This window comes from Pseudohaemophilus parahaemolyticus, from assembly GCF_938021905.1.
GTDB lineage: Bacteria > Pseudomonadota > Gammaproteobacteria > Enterobacterales > Pasteurellaceae > Haemophilus_A > Haemophilus_A parahaemolyticus_B.
This window is the reverse complement of the sequence record NZ_CALIFA010000066.1, coordinates 1-19,031: the sequence shown is the minus strand read 5'-3', so window position 1 is coordinate 19,031 and position 19,031 is coordinate 1. Positions and strand designations below refer to the sequence as shown.

12 protein-coding genes are annotated in these 19,031 nt (G+C 36.0%); 6 read left to right on the top strand and 6 right to left on the bottom strand.

What is annotated here, in order from left to right:
• Positions 1-14: 14 nt before the first annotated feature.
• Positions 15-1,148 (bottom strand): maltose/maltodextrin ABC transporter ATP-binding protein MalK, encoded by a 1,134-nt coding sequence (gene malK / locus QMF79_RS06490; RefSeq protein WP_281773193.1) that lies wholly within the window; start codon positions 1,146-1,148, stop codon positions 15-17.
• A 370-nt stretch (positions 1,149-1,518) separates the two neighbouring features.
• Between malK and malE the strand changes: the two genes are divergently transcribed.
• The 6 genes from malE (at position 1,519) to QMF79_RS06460 (ending at position 12,935) form a co-directional block, all read left to right on the top strand.
• Positions 1,519-2,703: a maltose/maltodextrin ABC transporter substrate-binding protein MalE gene (gene malE / locus QMF79_RS06485; protein ID WP_281773192.1), complete on the top strand. Its 1,185-nt coding sequence runs from the start codon at positions 1,519-1,521 to the stop codon at positions 2,701-2,703.
• 174 nt (positions 2,704-2,877) lie between these two features.
• Positions 2,878-4,428 carry a maltose ABC transporter permease MalF gene (malF, locus tag QMF79_RS06480; protein WP_281773191.1) on the top strand — a complete coding sequence of 517 codons (1,551 nt, stop codon included), beginning with the start codon at positions 2,878-2,880 and terminating at the stop codon, positions 4,426-4,428.
• Between the two features lie 109 nt (positions 4,429-4,537).
• Positions 4,538-5,428 (top strand): maltose ABC transporter permease MalG, encoded by an 891-nt coding sequence (gene malG / locus QMF79_RS06475; RefSeq protein ID WP_119222551.1) that lies wholly within the window; start codon positions 4,538-4,540, stop codon positions 5,426-5,428.
• Positions 5,429-5,562: 134 nt separating this feature from the next.
• On the top strand, positions 5,563-7,581 hold the full coding sequence (malQ, locus tag QMF79_RS06470; protein WP_281773190.1) for a 4-alpha-glucanotransferase: 2,019 nt from the start codon (positions 5,563-5,565) through the stop codon (positions 7,579-7,581).
• A gap of 282 nt (positions 7,582-7,863) precedes the next feature.
• A complete protein-coding gene (locus QMF79_RS06465; RefSeq protein ID WP_281773189.1) occupies positions 7,864-11,658 on the top strand; it encodes a YadA-like family protein in 3,795 nt (1,264 codons plus the stop codon).
• A 140-nt stretch (positions 11,659-11,798) separates the two neighbouring features.
• Complete coding sequence (locus tag QMF79_RS06460) at positions 11,799-12,935, top strand: DUF2827 family protein (protein ID WP_281773188.1); 1,137 nt, start codon at positions 11,799-11,801, stop codon at positions 12,933-12,935.
• A 48-nt stretch (positions 12,936-12,983) separates the two neighbouring features.
• Here QMF79_RS06460 and QMF79_RS06455 read toward each other — a convergent pair whose 3' ends face one another.
• The 5 genes from QMF79_RS06455 to QMF79_RS06435 all read right to left on the bottom strand — a co-directional run.
• Positions 12,984-14,090, bottom strand: coding sequence for an acyltransferase (locus QMF79_RS06455; protein WP_281773187.1), 1,107 nt, complete (start codon positions 14,088-14,090; stop codon positions 12,984-12,986).
• A 12-nt stretch (positions 14,091-14,102) separates the two neighbouring features.
• On the bottom strand, positions 14,103-15,293 hold the full coding sequence (locus tag QMF79_RS06450) for a glycosyltransferase (protein WP_281773186.1): 1,191 nt from the start codon (positions 15,291-15,293) through the stop codon (positions 14,103-14,105).
• 12 nt (positions 15,294-15,305) lie between these two features.
• Entirely contained in the window at positions 15,306-16,562 is a 1,257-nt protein-coding gene (locus QMF79_RS06445; RefSeq protein WP_281773185.1) for a hypothetical protein, read from the bottom strand.
• On the bottom strand, positions 16,555-18,075 hold the full coding sequence (locus QMF79_RS06440; protein WP_281773184.1) for a glycosyltransferase: 1,521 nt from the start codon (positions 18,073-18,075) through the stop codon (positions 16,555-16,557). The genes QMF79_RS06445 and QMF79_RS06440 overlap by 8 nt, the downstream gene beginning before the upstream one ends.
• A 45-nt stretch (positions 18,076-18,120) precedes the next feature.
• Positions 18,121-19,031: glycosyltransferase family 2 protein (locus QMF79_RS06435; protein ID WP_425591886.1), on the bottom strand; the 911-nt coding region annotated here is incomplete at its 5' end.

The following is a 19,031-nucleotide window of genomic DNA, read 5'->3' as shown; positions in this document are numbered from 1 at the left end:
TATGTAAAAACAGGTTAAACACCCAACTCTTTATATAAACGTCTGCACGCTGTACCATCTTCGCGGAACAGGTGACATCGATTCGGATTGATACCGATTGCCATTTCATCGCCCTCTTTGACTAACACGATGTCATTTTGGCGATAAACAATATTTTGTTTAATTGCAGGTAATTCGAGATAAACTTGCGTTTCGTGCCCTAATTGTTCCACCACTTTTACCGTGCCTTTAATACAAATTTCGCTGTGTTCGCAAGGGAGTAAATGCTCTGGACGAATACCTAATGAAACGTTATCGCCCACATTTAAGCCCCTGCCTTCCACAGGAATCCAGAAACTCACGTGATCGGCATCAAGCATTTCAATTTTAACTGCATCCTCTTTCACCTCTAACACACGCACAGGTAAAAAGTTCATTTTTGGTGAACCGATAAATCCCGCGACAAAACGGTTAGCAGGATAGTGATAAAGCTCTAATGGGCGACCAACCTGTGCCACGTTGCTCTCAATGTTGTCGCTGTTCGCTTGTAACACCACGATCTTATCAGCGAGGGTCATTGCTTCGACTTGATCGTGGGTTACATAAATCATTGTGCGGTTAAGTTTTTTGTGGAGTTTAGAAATTTCTACCCTCATTTGCACACGTAATGCCGCATCAAGGTTAGAAAGGGGTTCATCAAGCAAAAAGACTTCTGGTTGCGAAACTAACGTACGTCCAATTGCGACACGCTGACGCTGACCGCCTGAAAGCTCTTTAGGTTTGCGGGTTAAAAGGTGAGCTAGTTGTAGAATTTCTGCTACTTGATTGACCCGTTGCTCAATTTCCTCTTTTTTTGCCCCTGCTAATTTCAAGCCGAACGACATATTTTCCGCAATGGTTAAGTGTGGATAGAGTGCATAAGATTGGAATACCATCCCGATATTGCGGTTTGCTGGTGGCACATCATTCATTCGCTTATCGCCAATAAATAAATCACCAGAGGTAATTTCGTCTAAACCTGCGATCATTCGAAGTAAGGTCGATTTACCGCAGCCTGAAGGACCAACGAAAACAACAAATTCACCATCTTTAATATCTAAACTGACGTTTTTAGAAATATGTACGTTGCCATAAGATTTGCAAACATTGACTAATCGAACATCGGTCATTTGGGAATCCTCACAAAGCGGTGGAATTTTTAGCTTAATTCGCACCTAACTGAACTTGTCGATAATTTAAGGATTTTTTAGGAGGAGTACATCATACTTTTGTCATTTTTTTGCATAGTGAAATAGAACTTTTTTACGCCATTTTTTGTGAACTAGATCACAGAATTTTACCTAAAAAATGTGACCCAGATCACAAAATGAGATGCAAGCGGTCAATTTTGTGAAGTAAATCAAGATTTTAGTCAGGGGGGCGTAGAGGGGGGGATGAGGAAAAGCCAATGTATTTTTTGCATTATGCAAGGCATAAAACCAAGTCAGATGGAATAAAAATGGCTTGGCAATTGATATAAACCTAAACGAGGACATTCCTATGAAAAAATTCACCAAAACCGCATTAGCATTATGTGTTGGATTCTTGACTGCCCAAGGCGTGCAAGCAAAAATTGTAGAAGGACAACTCAACATCTGGATCAGTGCCGATAAAGGCTACAACGGCTTAGCTGAAGTCGGTAAAAAATTTGAAAATGAAGCGGGCGTAAAAGTGACCGTTGAACACCCAGGAAAATTAGAAGAACTTTTCCCACAAGTGGCTTCAACTGGGGATGGTCCAGACATCATCATTTTTGCTCACGACCGCTTTGGTGGCTACGCACAAGCAGGTTTAATTGCAGAGGTGCAACCAAGTGCAGAATTTAAAGCGAAAATTTCTGACATCGGTTGGAATGCAAATAAATATAACGGTAAACAAATTGCTTACCCTATTGCAATTGAATCACTCTCTTTAATCTATAACAAAGACTTAGTGCCGAACCCACCAAAAACGTGGGAAGAGATCGAAGGCTTAGACAAAGAACTTCGTGCGAAAGGCAAAAATGCGATTATGTGGAACTTACAAGAACCGTACTTCACCTGGCCTGTGTCTTCTTCACAAGGGGCTTACGCCTTTAAAGTTACCCAAAATGGCTATGACGTGAAAAATGTAGGTGTGAACAACGAAGCTGCCCAAAAAGGCTTACAATTCGTGGTCGATCTTGTGAAGAAAAAAGTAATCAATGCTGATGCTGATTACTCTGTTTCTGAAGCTTCATTCAATAAAGGAAATACGGCTTTAACTATCAATGGCCCGTGGTCTTGGGCGAATATTGAAAAAAGCGGCATCAACTATGGTGTAGCGGTGCTTCCAACATTAAACGGTAAAGCATCTAAACCATTCGTTGGCGTATTAAGTGCGGCAGTAAATGCGTCTAGTCCGAATCAAGACTTAGCAAAAGAGTTCTTAGAAAACTATCTATTAACCGATGAAGGTTTAGATACAATGAATAAAGATGCACCATTAGGTGCGGTAGCATTAAAATCTTACCAAGCGAAATTAGCCTCAGATCCACGCATCGCAGCAACAATGAAAAATGCAGAAAATGGAGAGATAATGCCAAATATCCCTCAAATGAGTCGTTTCTGGTATTCAGAAAAAGCAGCCATTGTGAATGCAACTTCTGGTCGTCAATCTGTAAAAGCTGCGCTTGATGAAGCACAAGCGAAGATTGAAAAAGAGTAGTTATTATATCGTCGAAGTAAGTGTAGGGGCGTGTTACACGTGCCCCTACACTAAAGCAACACTATTGCTACAAAAAAATCATTTCTTTTCTATGAATGTTACATTTTCATAGACTTTTGCGAAAGCGGTTATTTTTCTAAATTCTTGCATTTTCTCAAACATTTGGGGATCTTTATGCTAAATACCAAACCACTCACTCCTTCTCAACTTTGGGTTAAACGCATCTTTTCAGGCTTGCTTTATCTCATTGCGTTTTATCTTGTTTTTACCATCTATCTACAAGGTGAAATTCTTTTCGCACTGCTCGTGTTAGTTGTGGTCACTTCAGGAATTTACATCTTTAGTAATCAAGCTACATATCGCTGGCGTTATGTTTATCCAGGCGTTGCTGCAATGGGAATTTTCGTGCTGTTTCCACTGCTTTGTACGGTGGTAATTGCTTTTACAAACTACAGTGGCTCTAACCAGCTGAGCTATGAGCAGGTATTAAAACAGCTCCAAAGCCAAACCTATGCCGCAGGTGATCGTTTAGATTTTAAATTATTGGAAAATGGCGAGAACCAATACCAAATTGCCCTCACTAACAAAACTTCGCAAAAAAATTATCTTTCTGAACCGCTTGTATTAGACAACAATGAAGGTGAAGTTGCGGTAAAAGAAGTGGAACAGCTGCCAGAAACCCAAGCCGCACCACTGAAAGTAATTACTCAAAATCGTCAAGTATTACAAAGCATTCAGGTAGTATTGCCGACGGAAGAACGATTAAGTATGAGTTCTTTACGCCAGTTTGCCGAGCAAAAACCGCGTTATCGCTATGAAGACAGCCTACAAGACTTAACTAACGTAGAAACAGGCAAAGTTTATCGTGCGAATGATGCGATTGGTTTCTTTCAAGAAATCGATAATCAAGGCAATTTTGTTGGCGAGCGTCTAGAACCTGGTTATACCGTGGGTGTGGGCTGGAAAAACTTTGTGAAAATTTTAACCGATGAAGGCGTACAAGAACCTTTCCTTAAAATTTTCGTGTGGACGGTAGTTTTTGCCCTCTTAACTGTAGTATTCACTACTATCATTGGTATGGTATTTGCCTCACTTGTTCAATGGGAAGCATTACGCGGCAAATCGGTTTATCGCTTACTGCTTATTTTGCCGTATGCTGTGCCAGGATTCATTTCAATTTTGATTTTTAAAGGGCTATTTAATCAAAGTTTCGGAGAAATCAACTTAATTCTGAATAATCTATTCGGTATTCGTCCAGAGTGGTTTAACAATCCATTCTTAGCCAAAACGATGTTGTTAATCGTAAATACTTGGCTAGGCTATCCATACATTATGATCGTGTGTATGGGCTTATTAAAAGCAATACCACAAGACTTATATGAGGCTTCAGCAATTGATGGGGCAAGCGTATGGCAAAACTTTACCCGCATTACGATGCCGTTGTTGGTAAAACCATTAATGCCACTTTTGATTGCAAGTTTTGCCTTTAACTTCAACAACTTTGTGTTAATTCAATTATTAACCAACGGCGGACCAAATATGGTGGGAACAACAACACCAGCAGGTCACACAGATTTGTTAGTAAGCTATACATATCGCATCGCTTTTGAAGGCAGCGGTACACAAGACTTTGGGTTAGCGGCTGCGATTGCTGTAATTATCTTCTTACTCGTGAGCGGATTAGCGTTGTTCCAAATTAGAATGACAAAACTTTCTCAGGATTAATGCTTTTACTCTCGTAGGGACAGGGTTTATCCCTGTCCCAAATCGCCAAGGACAGGCATAAAGCCTGTCCCTACAAAGGTTCTAAGGGAAATACAAAAGGATACAACCTATGGCTATTGTTCAACCTAAATCAATGAAACTGCGTTTATTTTCAACGCATCTGTTTTTAATCGGCTTTTGTGCTTTAATTTTATTCCCGATGTTTATGATCATCGGCATCTCACTTCGCCCAGGAAACTTGGCTTTAGGTGAGCTGATCCCGAGTGAAATTTCTCTCGAACACTGGAAATTAGCACTTGGTTTTAGTGTAACTCACGCTGATGGTACGGTAACACCACCACCATTCCCAGTATTACTTTGGCTTTGGAACTCTGTGAAAGTCGCAGGCATTACTGCAATTATTACACTCATGCTTTCTACTACTGCAGCGTATGCCTTTGCACGCTTACGCTTTGCGGGAAAAAGCCTACTTTTGAAATCAATGCTGATTTTTCAAATGTTCCCTGCGGTGCTTTCGCTTGTGGCATTGTATGCTTTATTTGATCGCTTGAGCGACTACATTCCATTTTTAGGCTTGAATACCCACGGCGGCGTGATTTTTGCTTACCTTGGCGGGATCGCAATGCATGTTTGGACAATCAAAGGCTACTTTGAAACCATCGATAAATCATTGGAAGAAGCCGCAGCTCTTGATGGTGCAACCCCGTGGCAAACTTTCCGCTTGATTTTGTTACCACTTTCGGTACCAATTTTAGCGGTAGTATTTATTCTCGCATTTATTTCCTCTATCATTGAAGTCCCTGTTGCCTCACTCTTATTACGTGATGTAGATAACTACACTTTAGCAGTGGGAATGCAACAATATCTTCACCCACAAAATTACCTCTGGGGCGACTTCGCGGCAGCGGCAATTCTTTCAGCGATTCCAATTACCCTTGTGTTTATTTTGGCACAACGTTGGTTGGTTGGCGGTCTCACAGCTGGTGGGGTAAAAGGATAGAAAACGTAGGGTGTGTGGATTTAAAAAAATCCACGCACGCTTTGTCAATTCTTATGAAGAATAAACCGCTTGCGTGCGTGAAGCTTCATTTCACACACCCTACGGTACGATATATTTATATTTAGGAAAAGCAAATGAAACAAACTCACCCTTATTTAAACACTTATTTCTTCGATGAATATGGTCGCCGTCGTTATGCAAGCTCGGACGTTTACCAAAAAATCGCGAAACGCCTTGGCTCGCCAAAAAGTCGTCAAATTCTACCGCTTGTTAAAGTAGTAAAGGCAGGACAAGCGGTCTATATTCCACTGCATATTGCAAACAGCAATCAAGACTTGCAGGCACACTGGCAACTTACGCTTGAAAATAACGAAATGCTGACAGGCAAAGTAAAACGCAATGCGATCAACTTGCCGAGTAATTTACCTCTAGGCTATCACGAGCTTTCTCTTCACACCGCAAAAGCAGCGTATCATTGCCGTGTGATTGTAACACCAGAAACAGCATTCCAGCCAAAAGCATTGCAAGCTCATCAGAAATTATGGGGAGCAATTTTACAGCTTTACACCTTACGTTCAGAGCAAAACTGGGGAATTGGCGATTTCAGTGATCTCAAAGCATTCTTAACCAAAGTAGCTGAAAAGGGTGGCGATTTTGTCGGTCTTAATCCAATTCACGCACTTTTCCCAGCGAATGCAGAAGGGGCAAGTCCTTACAGCCCATCTTCACGTTTATGGATGAATATCATCTATATTGATGTAAATGCGATTGAAGCCTTCCAGCAATCTCAAGAGGCACAAGCGTGGTTTAATGACGCTGAAACACAACGCCAATTAACCGAACAGCGTGCGAAAGATTATGTCGATTACACGCAAGTAATGAACTTGAAATTGCACGGTTTACGTTTAGCCTATTCTGCATTTTGTAGTCAAGATCAGACCGCTTTCGAGCAATTTATCGCTCAAAATGGCGAAGCGTTAAAAATCCAAGGTACGTTTGATGCATTACATAGTTGGCTCTCTGCACAATTTAGCGAACAATGGGGCTGGAATTTCTGGGCAGAACAATATCACGATTACCATTCACCAGCAGTGGCACAATTCCAAGCAGAACAAAGCGATTTAGTACGTTTTTATATGTGGTTGCAATTTGTTGCACAACAGCAATTACAACAATGCAACTTATTGGCGAAAGAGCTTGGAATGCCTGTGGGCTTTTACCGCGATTTAGCCGTAGGCGTAGCAGATAACGGTGCGGAAACCTGGGCAGATAAAGAGTTGTTTGTATTGGATGCTTCTGTGGGTGCTCCTCCAGATATTATGGCACCAAACGGACAAAACTGGGGCTTATCGCCAATGCATCCAGAAGTGTTACAAACACGAGGTTATCAACCATTTATCGACTTATTACGTGCCAATATGAAAGATTGTGGTGCATTGCGGATTGATCATATTTTAGGTTTGGCACGTATGTGGTGGGTGGCGAAAGGAGACTCTGCCAAAAACGGGGCTTATGTGCGTTATCCATTAGATGATTTACTTGCAATTCTAGCTCTTGAAAGCCAACGCCACCAATGTTTAATCATTGCTGAAGCGTTAGGCACAGTGCCGAAAGGTATGCTCGAAAAATTGGAAGAAAAAGGTATTTTAGCTTATAACATCTTTTATTTTGAAATGGATGCAAATGGAAGTAAACCGCTAGAGAACTATCCATACCAAGCAATGACCACGTTGAGTACACACGACTTACCAACGGTGCAAGGCTATTGGAAAGGTTACGACTTTGATTTAGGCGAGCAATTCGGGGTTTATCCGAGTAAAAAAGTGCTGAATATTCTCAAACAAGGACGCAAAGAGGCAAAAGAGAAAATTCGACAAGCGGTTGAAAATGTGCAAGAACTTGCGAATACTGATACCAACGTAAGCAAAGAGTTCACACATCAATTGCAAGCCTATGTGGCAGACACAAATAGTGCGTTATTCGGTTCACAGCCTGAAGATTGGTTGAATATGCTTGATCCTGTGAATATTCCCGGCACAAGTATGGAGTATCCAAACTGGCGACGTAAACTCAGCCACACTATTGAAGAGATTTTTGCAAATACGGAAATCAATCAGTTGCTAGAAACGATTGAGAAGAAACGAAATAAGTAACACTTTATATTGAAAAAAACCACGCTTTTGCGTGGTTTTTTTAGTTAAAAAATACCAAGATGAAAAAGCGTAGGGATATTTACATAAATTTACAAATTAGATTAATTTTTCTTCATTACTTTTTTGTATAATACTTCGCCCGTTAACATATATGCGGATTGTGAAAGAAATGATGACCTTGGTTTTAACAAGATTCATGGTTGTTAATTTCTTTGTGGAAGTATTTATAGAATACATACCGTCTATTCTTTGTATTAATTAAATTTATGGATATCGTTAAGTATGAACAAAATATTTAAAGTTATTTGGAATAAAACGACTCAGAGGCTAGAAGTCGTATCAGAGCTAGCAAAAGGAGCTGTAAAATCTTCTTCCAATAATGTAGTAAATCTAGCTAAAGATTTATCTAAACCTGTTTTAAAACTTTCTCTACTCTCAATTTGCTTGGGATATCCAACCTGGGCAATGGCAGCGACAGGTGCTGAAAATGGAGCTGTTAAGTATGGTGATTATGGGATTGCTATTGGTGGTTATAATGGTGGTGCACAAGTTGGTCCTAAGCCAAAAGAGGGAAATAGAGTTGCAGCGGTTGGTAATAGACAAATTTCTATTGGACACGATAAATTAGTTGCCTCTGGTAATAATAGTATCGTTATTGGCTCTGATTATGGGCATGCTAACGCTTGGGGATTAACTTATAGACAAGGTGGTACTCAAGGTTTTAATACAGTTGGAATTGGTGCTGGAGCACAATCTATCGGGCTTAATGCATTAGCGTTAGGGGCTGCATCAGGTAGTGGAGTGGGATACCAAGGGTATGATGACGCTGTCTATCTTGGTTCATTCTCTCGTATTGCACCAAAAGGTTTAGGACAAAACTATACTGATGCTGAGATTAATAATTTAAATAACACCTACGTTACAGCGGTTGAGGCATTCAATCAAAACCAAAATGCAGACACTTTAAATGCGGTTAAAGAAGCAGGAAGAAAGATAAACAATGCCGCATTAAATAAAGTAGAAGGGATGACTATCAAATCTAATGTTGTTCATCCAACTCAAACGGGTAAATTTACGACACAAGATCAACAAGTTTCTCAAATTAATGGTTCTGCTGGCACTACAACCGTTTCTATTCTTTCTGTTGGCGGTAAAGATGGTAATAATACGATGTATCGCCAAATTCAAAACGTGGCAGCAGGTCGTATTGCCTCTGACAGTAATGATGCAGTAAACGGTTCTCAACTTTACTACGTGAGAAATTATACGGGTTGGAATATTGGGCATTATGATGATGTAACAAGAGCTAACACGACAACAGGACGTGTTAATAATGATCATACGGTTATTTTTAAACCTGGTAATTACACAGATGTATGGACAAGTTTAGATTCAACCAATCGAAGCACAGTAAATATCGAAGTTAAAACAGCTAACCTAGGTACAGAAGTAGCAAATGGTAAGATTTCAAAGATTACTGTAACAGATCCTATTAGCACAGATGCAAATAACACCGTTGCAAGAACTGCAGGTGTAAAATCCGTATTAGATAAATTTAATGAAATTAAAGCGGATAAAGTTGATATCATGGGGTATTCGCATGTTAATGAAACTGATGCGAATAATGTTACAGAAAATCGTATTATTACAGCTAAAAATTGGGAAAATCAGTTTGACAATAACAACGGCACATATCATGAATCAGCTGGAGCAAAAGGAAACAGGGCTATTACCTCAGGCGTAAGAGCTAATGCATTAGCAAAAGATTCTATTGCTATTGGTTCACTTGCTAATGTAAATAATAACTGGGGATCGCAATTGGTTGCAGCTGAACGTTCGATTGCAATTGGTCGTGAGGCAACAGTAAATGCTGGACAAGATTCTATTGCTATGGGGTCAGGAGCACAAATTTTACATAACGACCAAACAACACTTAATGCAAATAATGCAATTGCAATTGGTAAATTAGCTAAAGTAGATCAAGCAAGTAATGCGATTGCATTAGGTAATAATGCTAGTATAGGGGGGAATTATGCTTCTAATGGTGTATGGAAGGCTTCAGATAATAGTATTGCGATAGGTAATAATACAACAGTTTCACGTGAAAACTCTGTTGGTATTGGTACAAACGTAAGCGTCGCACGTGAAAATTCTGTAGTTATTGGCCAAGAAGCAAAAGCAACTCGAGAAAGGGTTGTAGCAATTGGTGCTTACGCAACCGCAAATGGCGATAGAACAGTTGTAATTGGTCCAGAAGCAACAGCTAATGGCTCAAAATCTATTGTGATTGGTGGATTAGGTGATAATAAGACAGATAATCAAGCAAAATCAGAAACTGGTGCGGATCAAGCTATTGTAATTGGTAACGGTGCACAAGCGAAAACAGCTGCAAGTTATTCTATTACTTTAGGTAACAGCGCCAAAACAGAAGCTGCGACAGGGATTAGCATTGGTGATCGTGCTAATGTTGCTTCTGGTGCAAATAATGGTATTGCCTTGGGTCAAGCCGCAGTTGCTAATAATTCAGGTGATATTGCTATTGGTCAATCTTCAAGTACATCAACTAAACATACAGTAAATGGTCTCAAAATTGGTGACGCAACCTTATCTACAGGCGTTGCTGCAACCGATAATGGCACTGTAAGTTTTGGTAAAGATAATGTTAAACGCCAGATCCAAAATGTAGGAGCTGGTGAGATCTCTGCTACATCAAGTGATGTAATTACTGGTTCACAACTTTACCATGTAATCAAAGCCGCTGATGAAATTGCTAAAACGGAATATAACTTCCAAGTAAATGGCAAGAATATTAAAACCATGCGTAACAATGGCACATCAGCAGCTAATAATGCTCATAATACGCTTGATTTCAAAGCTGGCGATGGGTTAGATGTTACATATGAAAATAATGCAGTAACTTACAAACTAAATGACGATTCCAAACAAGCTATTACTGATGCTAAAACAGCAGCACAAACAGTAACAACGAAACTGAATCAGATCGACCAATCAGTTCAACGTGCAGAAACAGCTGCAACATCTGCTACAACTGCCGCAACTAACGCAGCAAGCTCTGCCACAGTAGCAAGTACGGCTGCAAAAGTAGCTATATCTTCAGCATCAGCAGCAAACAGCTCAGCAACCGCAGCAAGCACATCTGCATCAGCAGCAAATAGCTCTGCAACCGCAGCAAGCACATCTGCATCAGCAGCGAACAGCTCTGCAACCGCAGCAAGTTCATCAGCTTCAGCAGCAAACAGCTCTGCAACCGCAGCATCAAGTTCTGCTTCAGCAGCGAACAGTTCAGCGACCGCAGCAAGTTCATCTGCTTCAGCAGCGAATAGCTCTGCAACCGCAGCAAGCTCTTCAGCATCTGCAGCGAACAGTTCAGCAACTGCGGCAAGTTCAGCTGCTTCAGCAGCACAAAGCTCTGCTCAACGTATCGAAGATTCTGGCTTAATCAGCAAAGATGGTAAAACAGCCTTTGCGGCGGATAACACCAGCAATCGTGATAGTGCTAAAGCAAAAGGCAAAGATGCGACCGCTGCAGGTTATGGCTCAAATGCAAGTGGTAAAAATGCGACAGCAATTGGTAACAATGCAACTGCATCAGGTAGAAACAGCACAGCATTAGGTCAAAATGCAACTGCAACTGCAGAAAATTCTGTGGCAATTGGTCAAGATTCTGTAGCGAACGAACGCAATACGGTATCTGTGGGTAGAGTAGGCAATGAACGCCGTATTACTAACGTTGCAGATCCTGTAAACAACACAGATGCTGCGAATAAACGCTATGTTGATAATGCTGTAGGCTCTGTACGTAACGATCTCAGAAAAACAGAGAAAAAACTTCGTGGAGGGGTAGCTGGTGCGACTGCAATGGCAAATATTCCGCAAGTTACTCAACCTGGTAAACTGATGGTTGGAGCAGGCATTGGTAACTATAAAGGTCAAAGTGCTGTGGCGGTTGGTTTATCTAAATCAAGTGATAATAACCGAGTCATTTTCAAAATGAGCGGTTCTGCAACAACGCAAGGCGATTATAATATTGGTGCTGGTATTGGTTACCAATGGTAATTTATACTAGATAATTAAAAATCACTCGGGGAAACCCGAGTGGTTTTATTATATAAATACTCTTAGCTCGCAAAAAAACAGCATAAATTTAACCGCTTGTTGAGAGCAGTTATGTAATAAATCCTAATTAAGAGAAATTTATGAAAAAATATAAAATTGGCATTACCTTTAATTTAGAATCTCAGGTAACAGATATTTGGGCTAATGGGGCAAATCAAAACGTTATTCATCTTTATCATTTATTTCAACACTCAGATCTTATTAAAGATGTTGTATTAGTTTCTTGGGGACCTGAGAAACGTACAACGCCACCTGAAGGCTTTATGTTGGAAGGTATGAATCTTAAATTTGCCTATGTTGAGGATATTATTGATGAATTAGATGTGCTTATTGAAGGAACTCTAGTCATAGAGCCTTCTCAAGTAACAAGAATGCACGATCACGGTGGTAAAGTCGTTTGCTATAAGATGGGGAATGACTTTATTATGGATATGGAAAATTTCCTATTTGATAAAAAAGCAGGACGCGTATTTAATGGTACAACGTTTGATGCGGTATGGATGATCCCTCAGCATGAAAATACGTGTAAATCGTATTTTTCAATTATGTATCATTGCCCTTCTTATGTTGTGCCTGCTATCTGGTCGCCTATCTTTTGTGATCAAGTTATTAAACGTATTAAAGAGGAACACAATTTAGATTTTGGATATAAACCAAGTTTAGATCAAAAAGCTAAACGCATTGCCTCATTTGAAGCAAATATCAACGTAGTGAAAACATGTTTTACGCCTATCTTAATTTGTGAACAGGCTTATCGCCAACATCCAGAAAAAATTAAAAATGTATATCTATGTAATACCTACGATAAAAAGGATAACCCAACATTCTTTAATTTTATTGGTCGAACGGATTTGGTCAAAGATGGGGTGATGACAGTGGAAGGACGTTATCAGATGCCAGATTTTTTAACCCGCTATGTTGATATTGTGTTAAGCCATCAATGGGAAAACGGACTAAATTACGCCTATAATGATGCGTTATATGGCGGTTATCCGTTTATTCATAACTCAAAATTAATTCCAAAAGGGATCGGATATTATTATGAACAATTCGATGCTTTTGAAGGTGCAAAAGTATTACTTGATATAATTGATAATCATGATAAGCATCACGAAGAATATGTAAAACGTGCAAATGAATATTTGGATTCTCAGTTACCAACAAATCCTGTTAATATTTATATGTATGAGAAAGAGATCAAGCGGTTGTTTTCTTAATTAGATTAGCAAAATCCCTTTAGTAATAGTTACCAAAGGGATTTTTCTTTAAGATTTATTTAATAGATCTGTACATTTTATTTCAATGCTTTTTAAGCAATTATTAATATTTAATAATTTAAATAATTGCATACGAATAAATTCAATCATCGTACAAATTGCATAAATAGCGAGTGAGCTTAATAAAATCGCACCGACCATTTTTAATGTTGAATAAGTTGCAAATTCTTGAGCATAACCGCTAATAAAATTATCGCGAACTAATGGTTGCTCATGAATTAAATAGACTCCTAATGTAGCATTAGATAACAACAATACTATCTTTTTAAGAATGGGATGAGTAATATGAATTTGTTTGAACAGCAATAATAAGAATACAGCCGCAAGTACAATTGCTGGTGCACAATATTGCATAATTTTCAGTGAATTAATACCTGCTTGAGTATAAGTATTAAAATAAGTAATAACCATCTGATACCCCCATGTTAATAAGATCATTAACAGAAAGTAAGAAAAGCATTTTAATTTAGATAAATTCTTGCCAATCTCGCATTTTGCAATAATTCCACCTGTAATATACATCATAATCAGCCAGAAAGTATTATAGCCTTGATGAAATAAGAATGGATCGCCATTTTGGCTAAAAAAGAAAGGTAGTACCGACATGATAATAAAAAGAATAGCAAGATGTAATATCAGCGATCGATTAGGTGTATGTTGAACATAAGCATTTAAAATTGGCATAAAAAGAAATACACCAACATAAGCCGTCATATACCAATATTGATAGGTCATTATTGGAAATAAAGCATTAAACCAAAGAGTAGTATTTATTGTTGCAGTAATAATACTATAAATTAAGGTGGCTAAAACCATATAAAAGACAATCTGTAGCCAAAACACCACGAGTTTATAATATTGAACTTTTTTATTCCAATAAAAATATCCTGTAATTAAGGCATAGCAGTTTACTGCACAATAGGCAAGGTATTCAATTAGCCAAACAATAGAATAATTGGAATAAAAGAAATTTTCTTGGGTATAAGTCAGAGAAGGCGAAAATAATATCCCTCCATGTCCATTAGTGTGTAATATCACGACCATAAAAATAGCCGTTATTTTTAGCAAATCAATGCCAAAATTTCTTTTTATCATAGAATCCTCATATTATAGATTATCTAATAATACTTCTAATTTATTTCCAATTGTTTGGAAATTAAACCGCTTAATAGCTTCAGGCAATAAACGGATGTAGTGTTGTCGCTTATTTTCATCGGTTAATAAATCATAAGTTGCTTGAACAAATAGTTCTTTATCATGTAATGGAATGAGTTCTCCATATTTACCATCTGCTAAAATTTCTTTAGGTCCAAATGGACAATCATAAGCAACTACCGGTGTACCGCATGCCATGCTTTCAATCAGTACTGTAGGTAAGCCTTCTATTTTTGAAGTATGAATGAAAAGTTTTGCTTGTTGCATAAATGGAAAAGGATTTTCAATTTTACCTAATAACAAACAATCATTTTCTAATTCTAATTCTTTTATTTTATCTTCTAATTCATTTCTTGCTTCACCTTCACCAATAAGATAGAGTTTTTCTTTAACACCTTTTTGTTTAAGTTGATAAAAAATCTCAATCATTTCTAAGTGATTCTTGATAGGATCCAATCTTGCTACTTGTAAAATAAAAGGCTCATTGATTAATTTTTTATAATACTCAGGAATAAGAAGTATATTAGCTTGCAATCTTATATTCTCAATATTAATTGGGTTATATAGTGTAATAACGCTACTATTTTTTATACCTAAATTATTTAATGCATGACTACAACTTTTATTCATACTCTCATTAATAGCAATAAAATGGGTATATTTAGATAAAACATATGAATAATAGCTAGGATTATTTTCCCAAATATTTATAATATATTTACCATGAATCCAATATAACACAGGAATAGATTTATTGATATCGTAATGATTTATAAAGTCTTCAAAATTAGCTAAATGTTTATGAAAATCAATAATAACATCGTACCCTCCTTGATTTATAACATCAAGAATTCTACTATTTATCCTCTCTTTTATGCCATTAAACCATGAGTTAAAATATTCAGATTGTTTTTCAATATAACTCAAAATAAAGAATTCAGACTCAATATCACTTAATATATATTTAACTTTAATCTCTTGGTTAATTTTATCAATATTATGATTTTCTTTATTTTTTATTAGCATTAGTTCAATTTCATACTTTCCTTTTTGTGAAAGTAGATTGAGGTAATTGATAAGTACTCTTTCTGTACCACCAAATACTAAAGCAGGATGAATAAACAGGAGCTTTTTCTTTTTCATAAATAACGACTCTTATATTAATCTTATATTTTCAAATACCCATCTTGTTCTTGTTCTTTCAATATCAAGAGAATCAGTATAGAAATATAACTTTTCACTCGGCTTTAAGACTACACTATAGTATTTATTTTCTTTCGTTAGAAATGGCGTTAAACCTTCTTTTTTCACATAAGTAACATTACATAAATCAAAATTAGGTATATCATGATAGGAATAAATAAGGTTTATTTCATAAGAATGTGGATTACTTAAGCAAATTTTTGAGTATCCTGTCACATCAATACATAATGCATTTAATGTTTGAGAAACATCTGTATTATTTAACGTTTTTATTGCGATATAATTCGCATTAGCATATTCTAATTTTAGTGTCGTATAACGCTCTTCAATAGCATAAGAAGTTAGGCTTTCTCTTAGAATATGATAAATAGGATAATCTTTCAAACGATATGTTTTACCTAATTTTATTAATTTCTCAGCATCTAATTTAGCTAAGCTATATTTCCCTTCTAATCTAAAATCTCCAGGTGTATGCATTGCTTCAACTGTTTCTTCTTCTATTGAAAAAGAACGAAATTTTCCATTTTGGTATAGAAAACTAATTTCCCAGTTAGGAATACAATTATATTTTTTATGTAGCGGTTTTACTTTATCTATTTCAGCAGAATAAAGATTTAATAATGTAGTATCAACACCATAATCCATGCTAAATTCTGGATGCTGGCAGAGCTTAATAAGATATTCTTTATAGTTTAGCCATGCTTTGGCACAACCAGCAACTAAACCTAGTTGCCAAATATACTGATATTTATCTAAAATTTGCCTTAATTTTTGTCCAATATAAAGATGAGAGTATTGAGCCTGCGGAGAATCTTTTACACATTCATAAATAAAACCACTCACTTGATTATCTGGGCAAGCATAAAGATATTCTTTATCTTTGATATTTTCAAATAAAGTGAATTGATGAGAAGGAAACCAAATATCCGCATCAAATAAAACTAATTCATCATAATGATATGTTTGAGCAATACAAGCAGTTGAAAAATGACGATCTAATGCTAAATTAGAAACGCAATTCTCAGGAGCAAAAACCAATACATTATTTTTAGCTAAAACATCTTTAGCCTCAGAAGTAATTCCATAATCAATTATACCAATATCTCCTTCATAGTCTGTTTTCTTTAGGGTTGAAATAAAGGGAATAAATTGTTCATACCATAATTTTTCATTATTATTTAATGCTGTTAAAATAATTCTTTTATTCATTATTTAATTCTTTCCATTTTTGCAAATGTGTTTCTTTTACTTCTCTCAACTTTTCTTTTTCATTGTCTGAAAGTAGATCGTAGCACTGCATAGTATATTGATGATTTTTACTAATATATTCTAAAGCGGATATTTTTAGTTCAGGTAGATTAACCGAAATATATTTAAAGTCTTCAATAAGGCTATCAAAATTAGCAAATAAATGCACCGTTCCTTCGCTAGTAACAATTTGAGTAATAGCACCTTCTCTTCCACGTCTATACATATAAAAACTACTTTTATAGATAGAATAACTTTTTATATGTTTAAGTAGCGAGAAACTCCAAGGAACATCTTCAAATAGTCTTCCTTTAATAAAGAATAGGTTATTATCTAATATAAGAGATCTCTTAACTATTTTAGTAAAAACAAAACCAATATAAATATCCGATTGATACAATATAGGGAAATTTTTTACAAAATCACCGGTTTCTTCTGAAATATCAATATAATGATGGATAATATGATCTGGATAGACGCTACTCATATAATTAAAAATAACATCAGGATTATCGTGAAAAATAATCTTTTGTAAATCAGAAAGAATATGCGAACCTTGCCAGAAATCATCACTATCTAAAAAAATGATATATTCACCACGTGCAATTTTAATACCCATATTTCTGGCATCAGATAATCCACCATTGCTTTTATGAATAAATCTAATATTTTTATATTTCTTAGCATATTTCACACAAATATCAATTGAATTATCTGGCGAGCCATCATCAACTAAGATTAATTCATAATTATGATAATCTTGAGCAAGTACTGATTTAATACTCTGTTCTAAATAACGCTCAACATTATAAATTGGTACAATAATACTAAATAAAGGGCTTTCTACTTTATCTTGTAATTTTTCTTTGGGGATTTCGCCTAATAAATAATGAGCTTGAGCAATATTTGATGGTTCATGAAATTCAGTAAATTGCTCTGCTAACCAATGAGGTTTAGATTCATTTAAAGATAAGCTCAGTTTTTTAGCTATATCTTTTCGGATAAGGTATAAAGAACAGCCATTATTATACTTGTTTATATCGCCATAAATTATTGCATCAGGTTCATCGCCTTCTTGAAATAAGCGTTTATTTGAGTAATATTCACCATTCTTTTGTAATTTTATGATGCCATAAGAGGGGTATTTATTAGCATAGCTTTGAACTAAATTTTCAAAATTGTTGACAAGTTGAATATTACTTTCGGCAATTAAAGCAAAATCTTCATCGCTTAATTCGTTATTTTCTGCGATTTCTCTCCAGCATTTAATATGAGAGAGTGTGTGAGCGATTTCTTCATTGGTAATCTGACGATTGAGTTTTTCAAATGCTTTCGTTTTGTTAAAAAAAAGGGAGGCATCAATAGAATCTATCTGAGAAGGATTGATGGCTAGAACAGGAATAAAAGAGAATTTGTCTCTGAATTGAGATATTTGTTGTTCTGAATAAAGTACGTAATAAGCTATTTTTTTCATTTTATATATTTACAACAATATATTATTGTGTATATTTTATACAATTCACTTAATTAAATTAAATAAATTTTCAAAAGTGTTATATTTACCCTGTAAACTAGATTTTTCTTCTCCTTTAAGGAGTTTAAAAGAATCTATAATATATTGCCCTTCATAAAGGAAGTATTGTTTTAAGCCTTTATATAGAAAAATATTTTTCATATCGTTAAGTTTTATTAATTTTTCTATGCCAATATCAAGTAAATCATTAACATTTTCGGCCTTTATCCCAGTAGTAATGGAACCAAACCTTTTTGTTCTATAAATATAGAATGGAGAATTATAGATTTTATAAGAATTTATTTTTCTTGCAAGCTCAAAACTCCAATCTAGATCTTCGTGTGCAATTCCAACTTTAAAAAATAACTCATTTTTTATTAAGATAGATCTTTTTACTATTTTTGTCCAAGCAGATGGCCGGAAAACAGTATTCTGAGTAAGTAGAAGGAAATCTTCCCGATAATTACCTGTAAGATTATTTTTATTAGTAATATAAGGCTTCAATTTATTTTCGATTTCATTATAAAATGTCATATCATGAAAGATGACATCTGGATATTCAGGTTGGATGAGTTGACTAATTTCAGTTAAAATTTTTGTGCCATCCCAATAATCATCACTGTCTAAAAAGATAAGATATTCACCTTGAGCTACTTTTATACCTGCATTTCTGGCATCTGATAGCCCACCATTAATTTTATGAATAACTATGATATTCTTATATTTTTTTGCATATTTTATACAAATATCTATAGAATTATCTGGAGAGCCATCATCAACTAAAATTAGTTCATAATTTTGATAATCCTGAGCGATAACAGATTCAATACATTGTTCCAAATAACGTTCAACATTATAAATAGGTACAATAATACTAAATAAAGGGCTTTCTACTTTATCTTGTAATTTTTCTTTGG

Excerpts from the sequence above, each read along its gene's own strand:
- QMF79_RS06440 (WP_281773184.1), bottom strand. The coding sequence starts at position 18,075 with ATGAAAAAAATAGCTTATTACGTACTTTATTCAGAACAACAAATATCT.
- malE (WP_281773192.1), top strand. The coding sequence starts at position 1,519 with ATGAAAAAATTCACCAAAACCGCATTAGCATTATGTGTTGGATTCTTG.
- QMF79_RS06445 (WP_281773185.1), bottom strand. The coding sequence starts at position 16,562 with ATGAATAAAAGAATTATTTTAACAGCATTAAATAATAATGAAAAATTA.
- QMF79_RS06465 (WP_281773189.1), top strand. The coding sequence starts at position 7,864 with ATGAACAAAATATTTAAAGTTATTTGGAATAAAACGACTCAGAGGCTA.
- QMF79_RS06455 (WP_281773187.1), bottom strand. The coding sequence starts at position 14,090 with ATGATAAAAAGAAATTTTGGCATTGATTTGCTAAAAATAACGGCTATT.
- malG (WP_119222551.1), top strand. The coding sequence starts at position 4,538 with ATGGCTATTGTTCAACCTAAATCAATGAAACTGCGTTTATTTTCAACG.
- malF (WP_281773191.1), top strand. The coding sequence starts at position 2,878 with ATGCTAAATACCAAACCACTCACTCCTTCTCAACTTTGGGTTAAACGC.
- QMF79_RS06460 (WP_281773188.1), top strand. The coding sequence starts at position 11,799 with ATGAAAAAATATAAAATTGGCATTACCTTTAATTTAGAATCTCAGGTA.
- malQ (WP_281773190.1), top strand. The coding sequence starts at position 5,563 with ATGAAACAAACTCACCCTTATTTAAACACTTATTTCTTCGATGAATAT.
- malK (WP_281773193.1), bottom strand. The coding sequence starts at position 1,148 with ATGACCGATGTTCGATTAGTCAATGTTTGCAAATCTTATGGCAACGTA.
- QMF79_RS06450 (WP_281773186.1), bottom strand. The coding sequence starts at position 15,293 with ATGAAAAAGAAAAAGCTCCTGTTTATTCATCCTGCTTTAGTATTTGGT.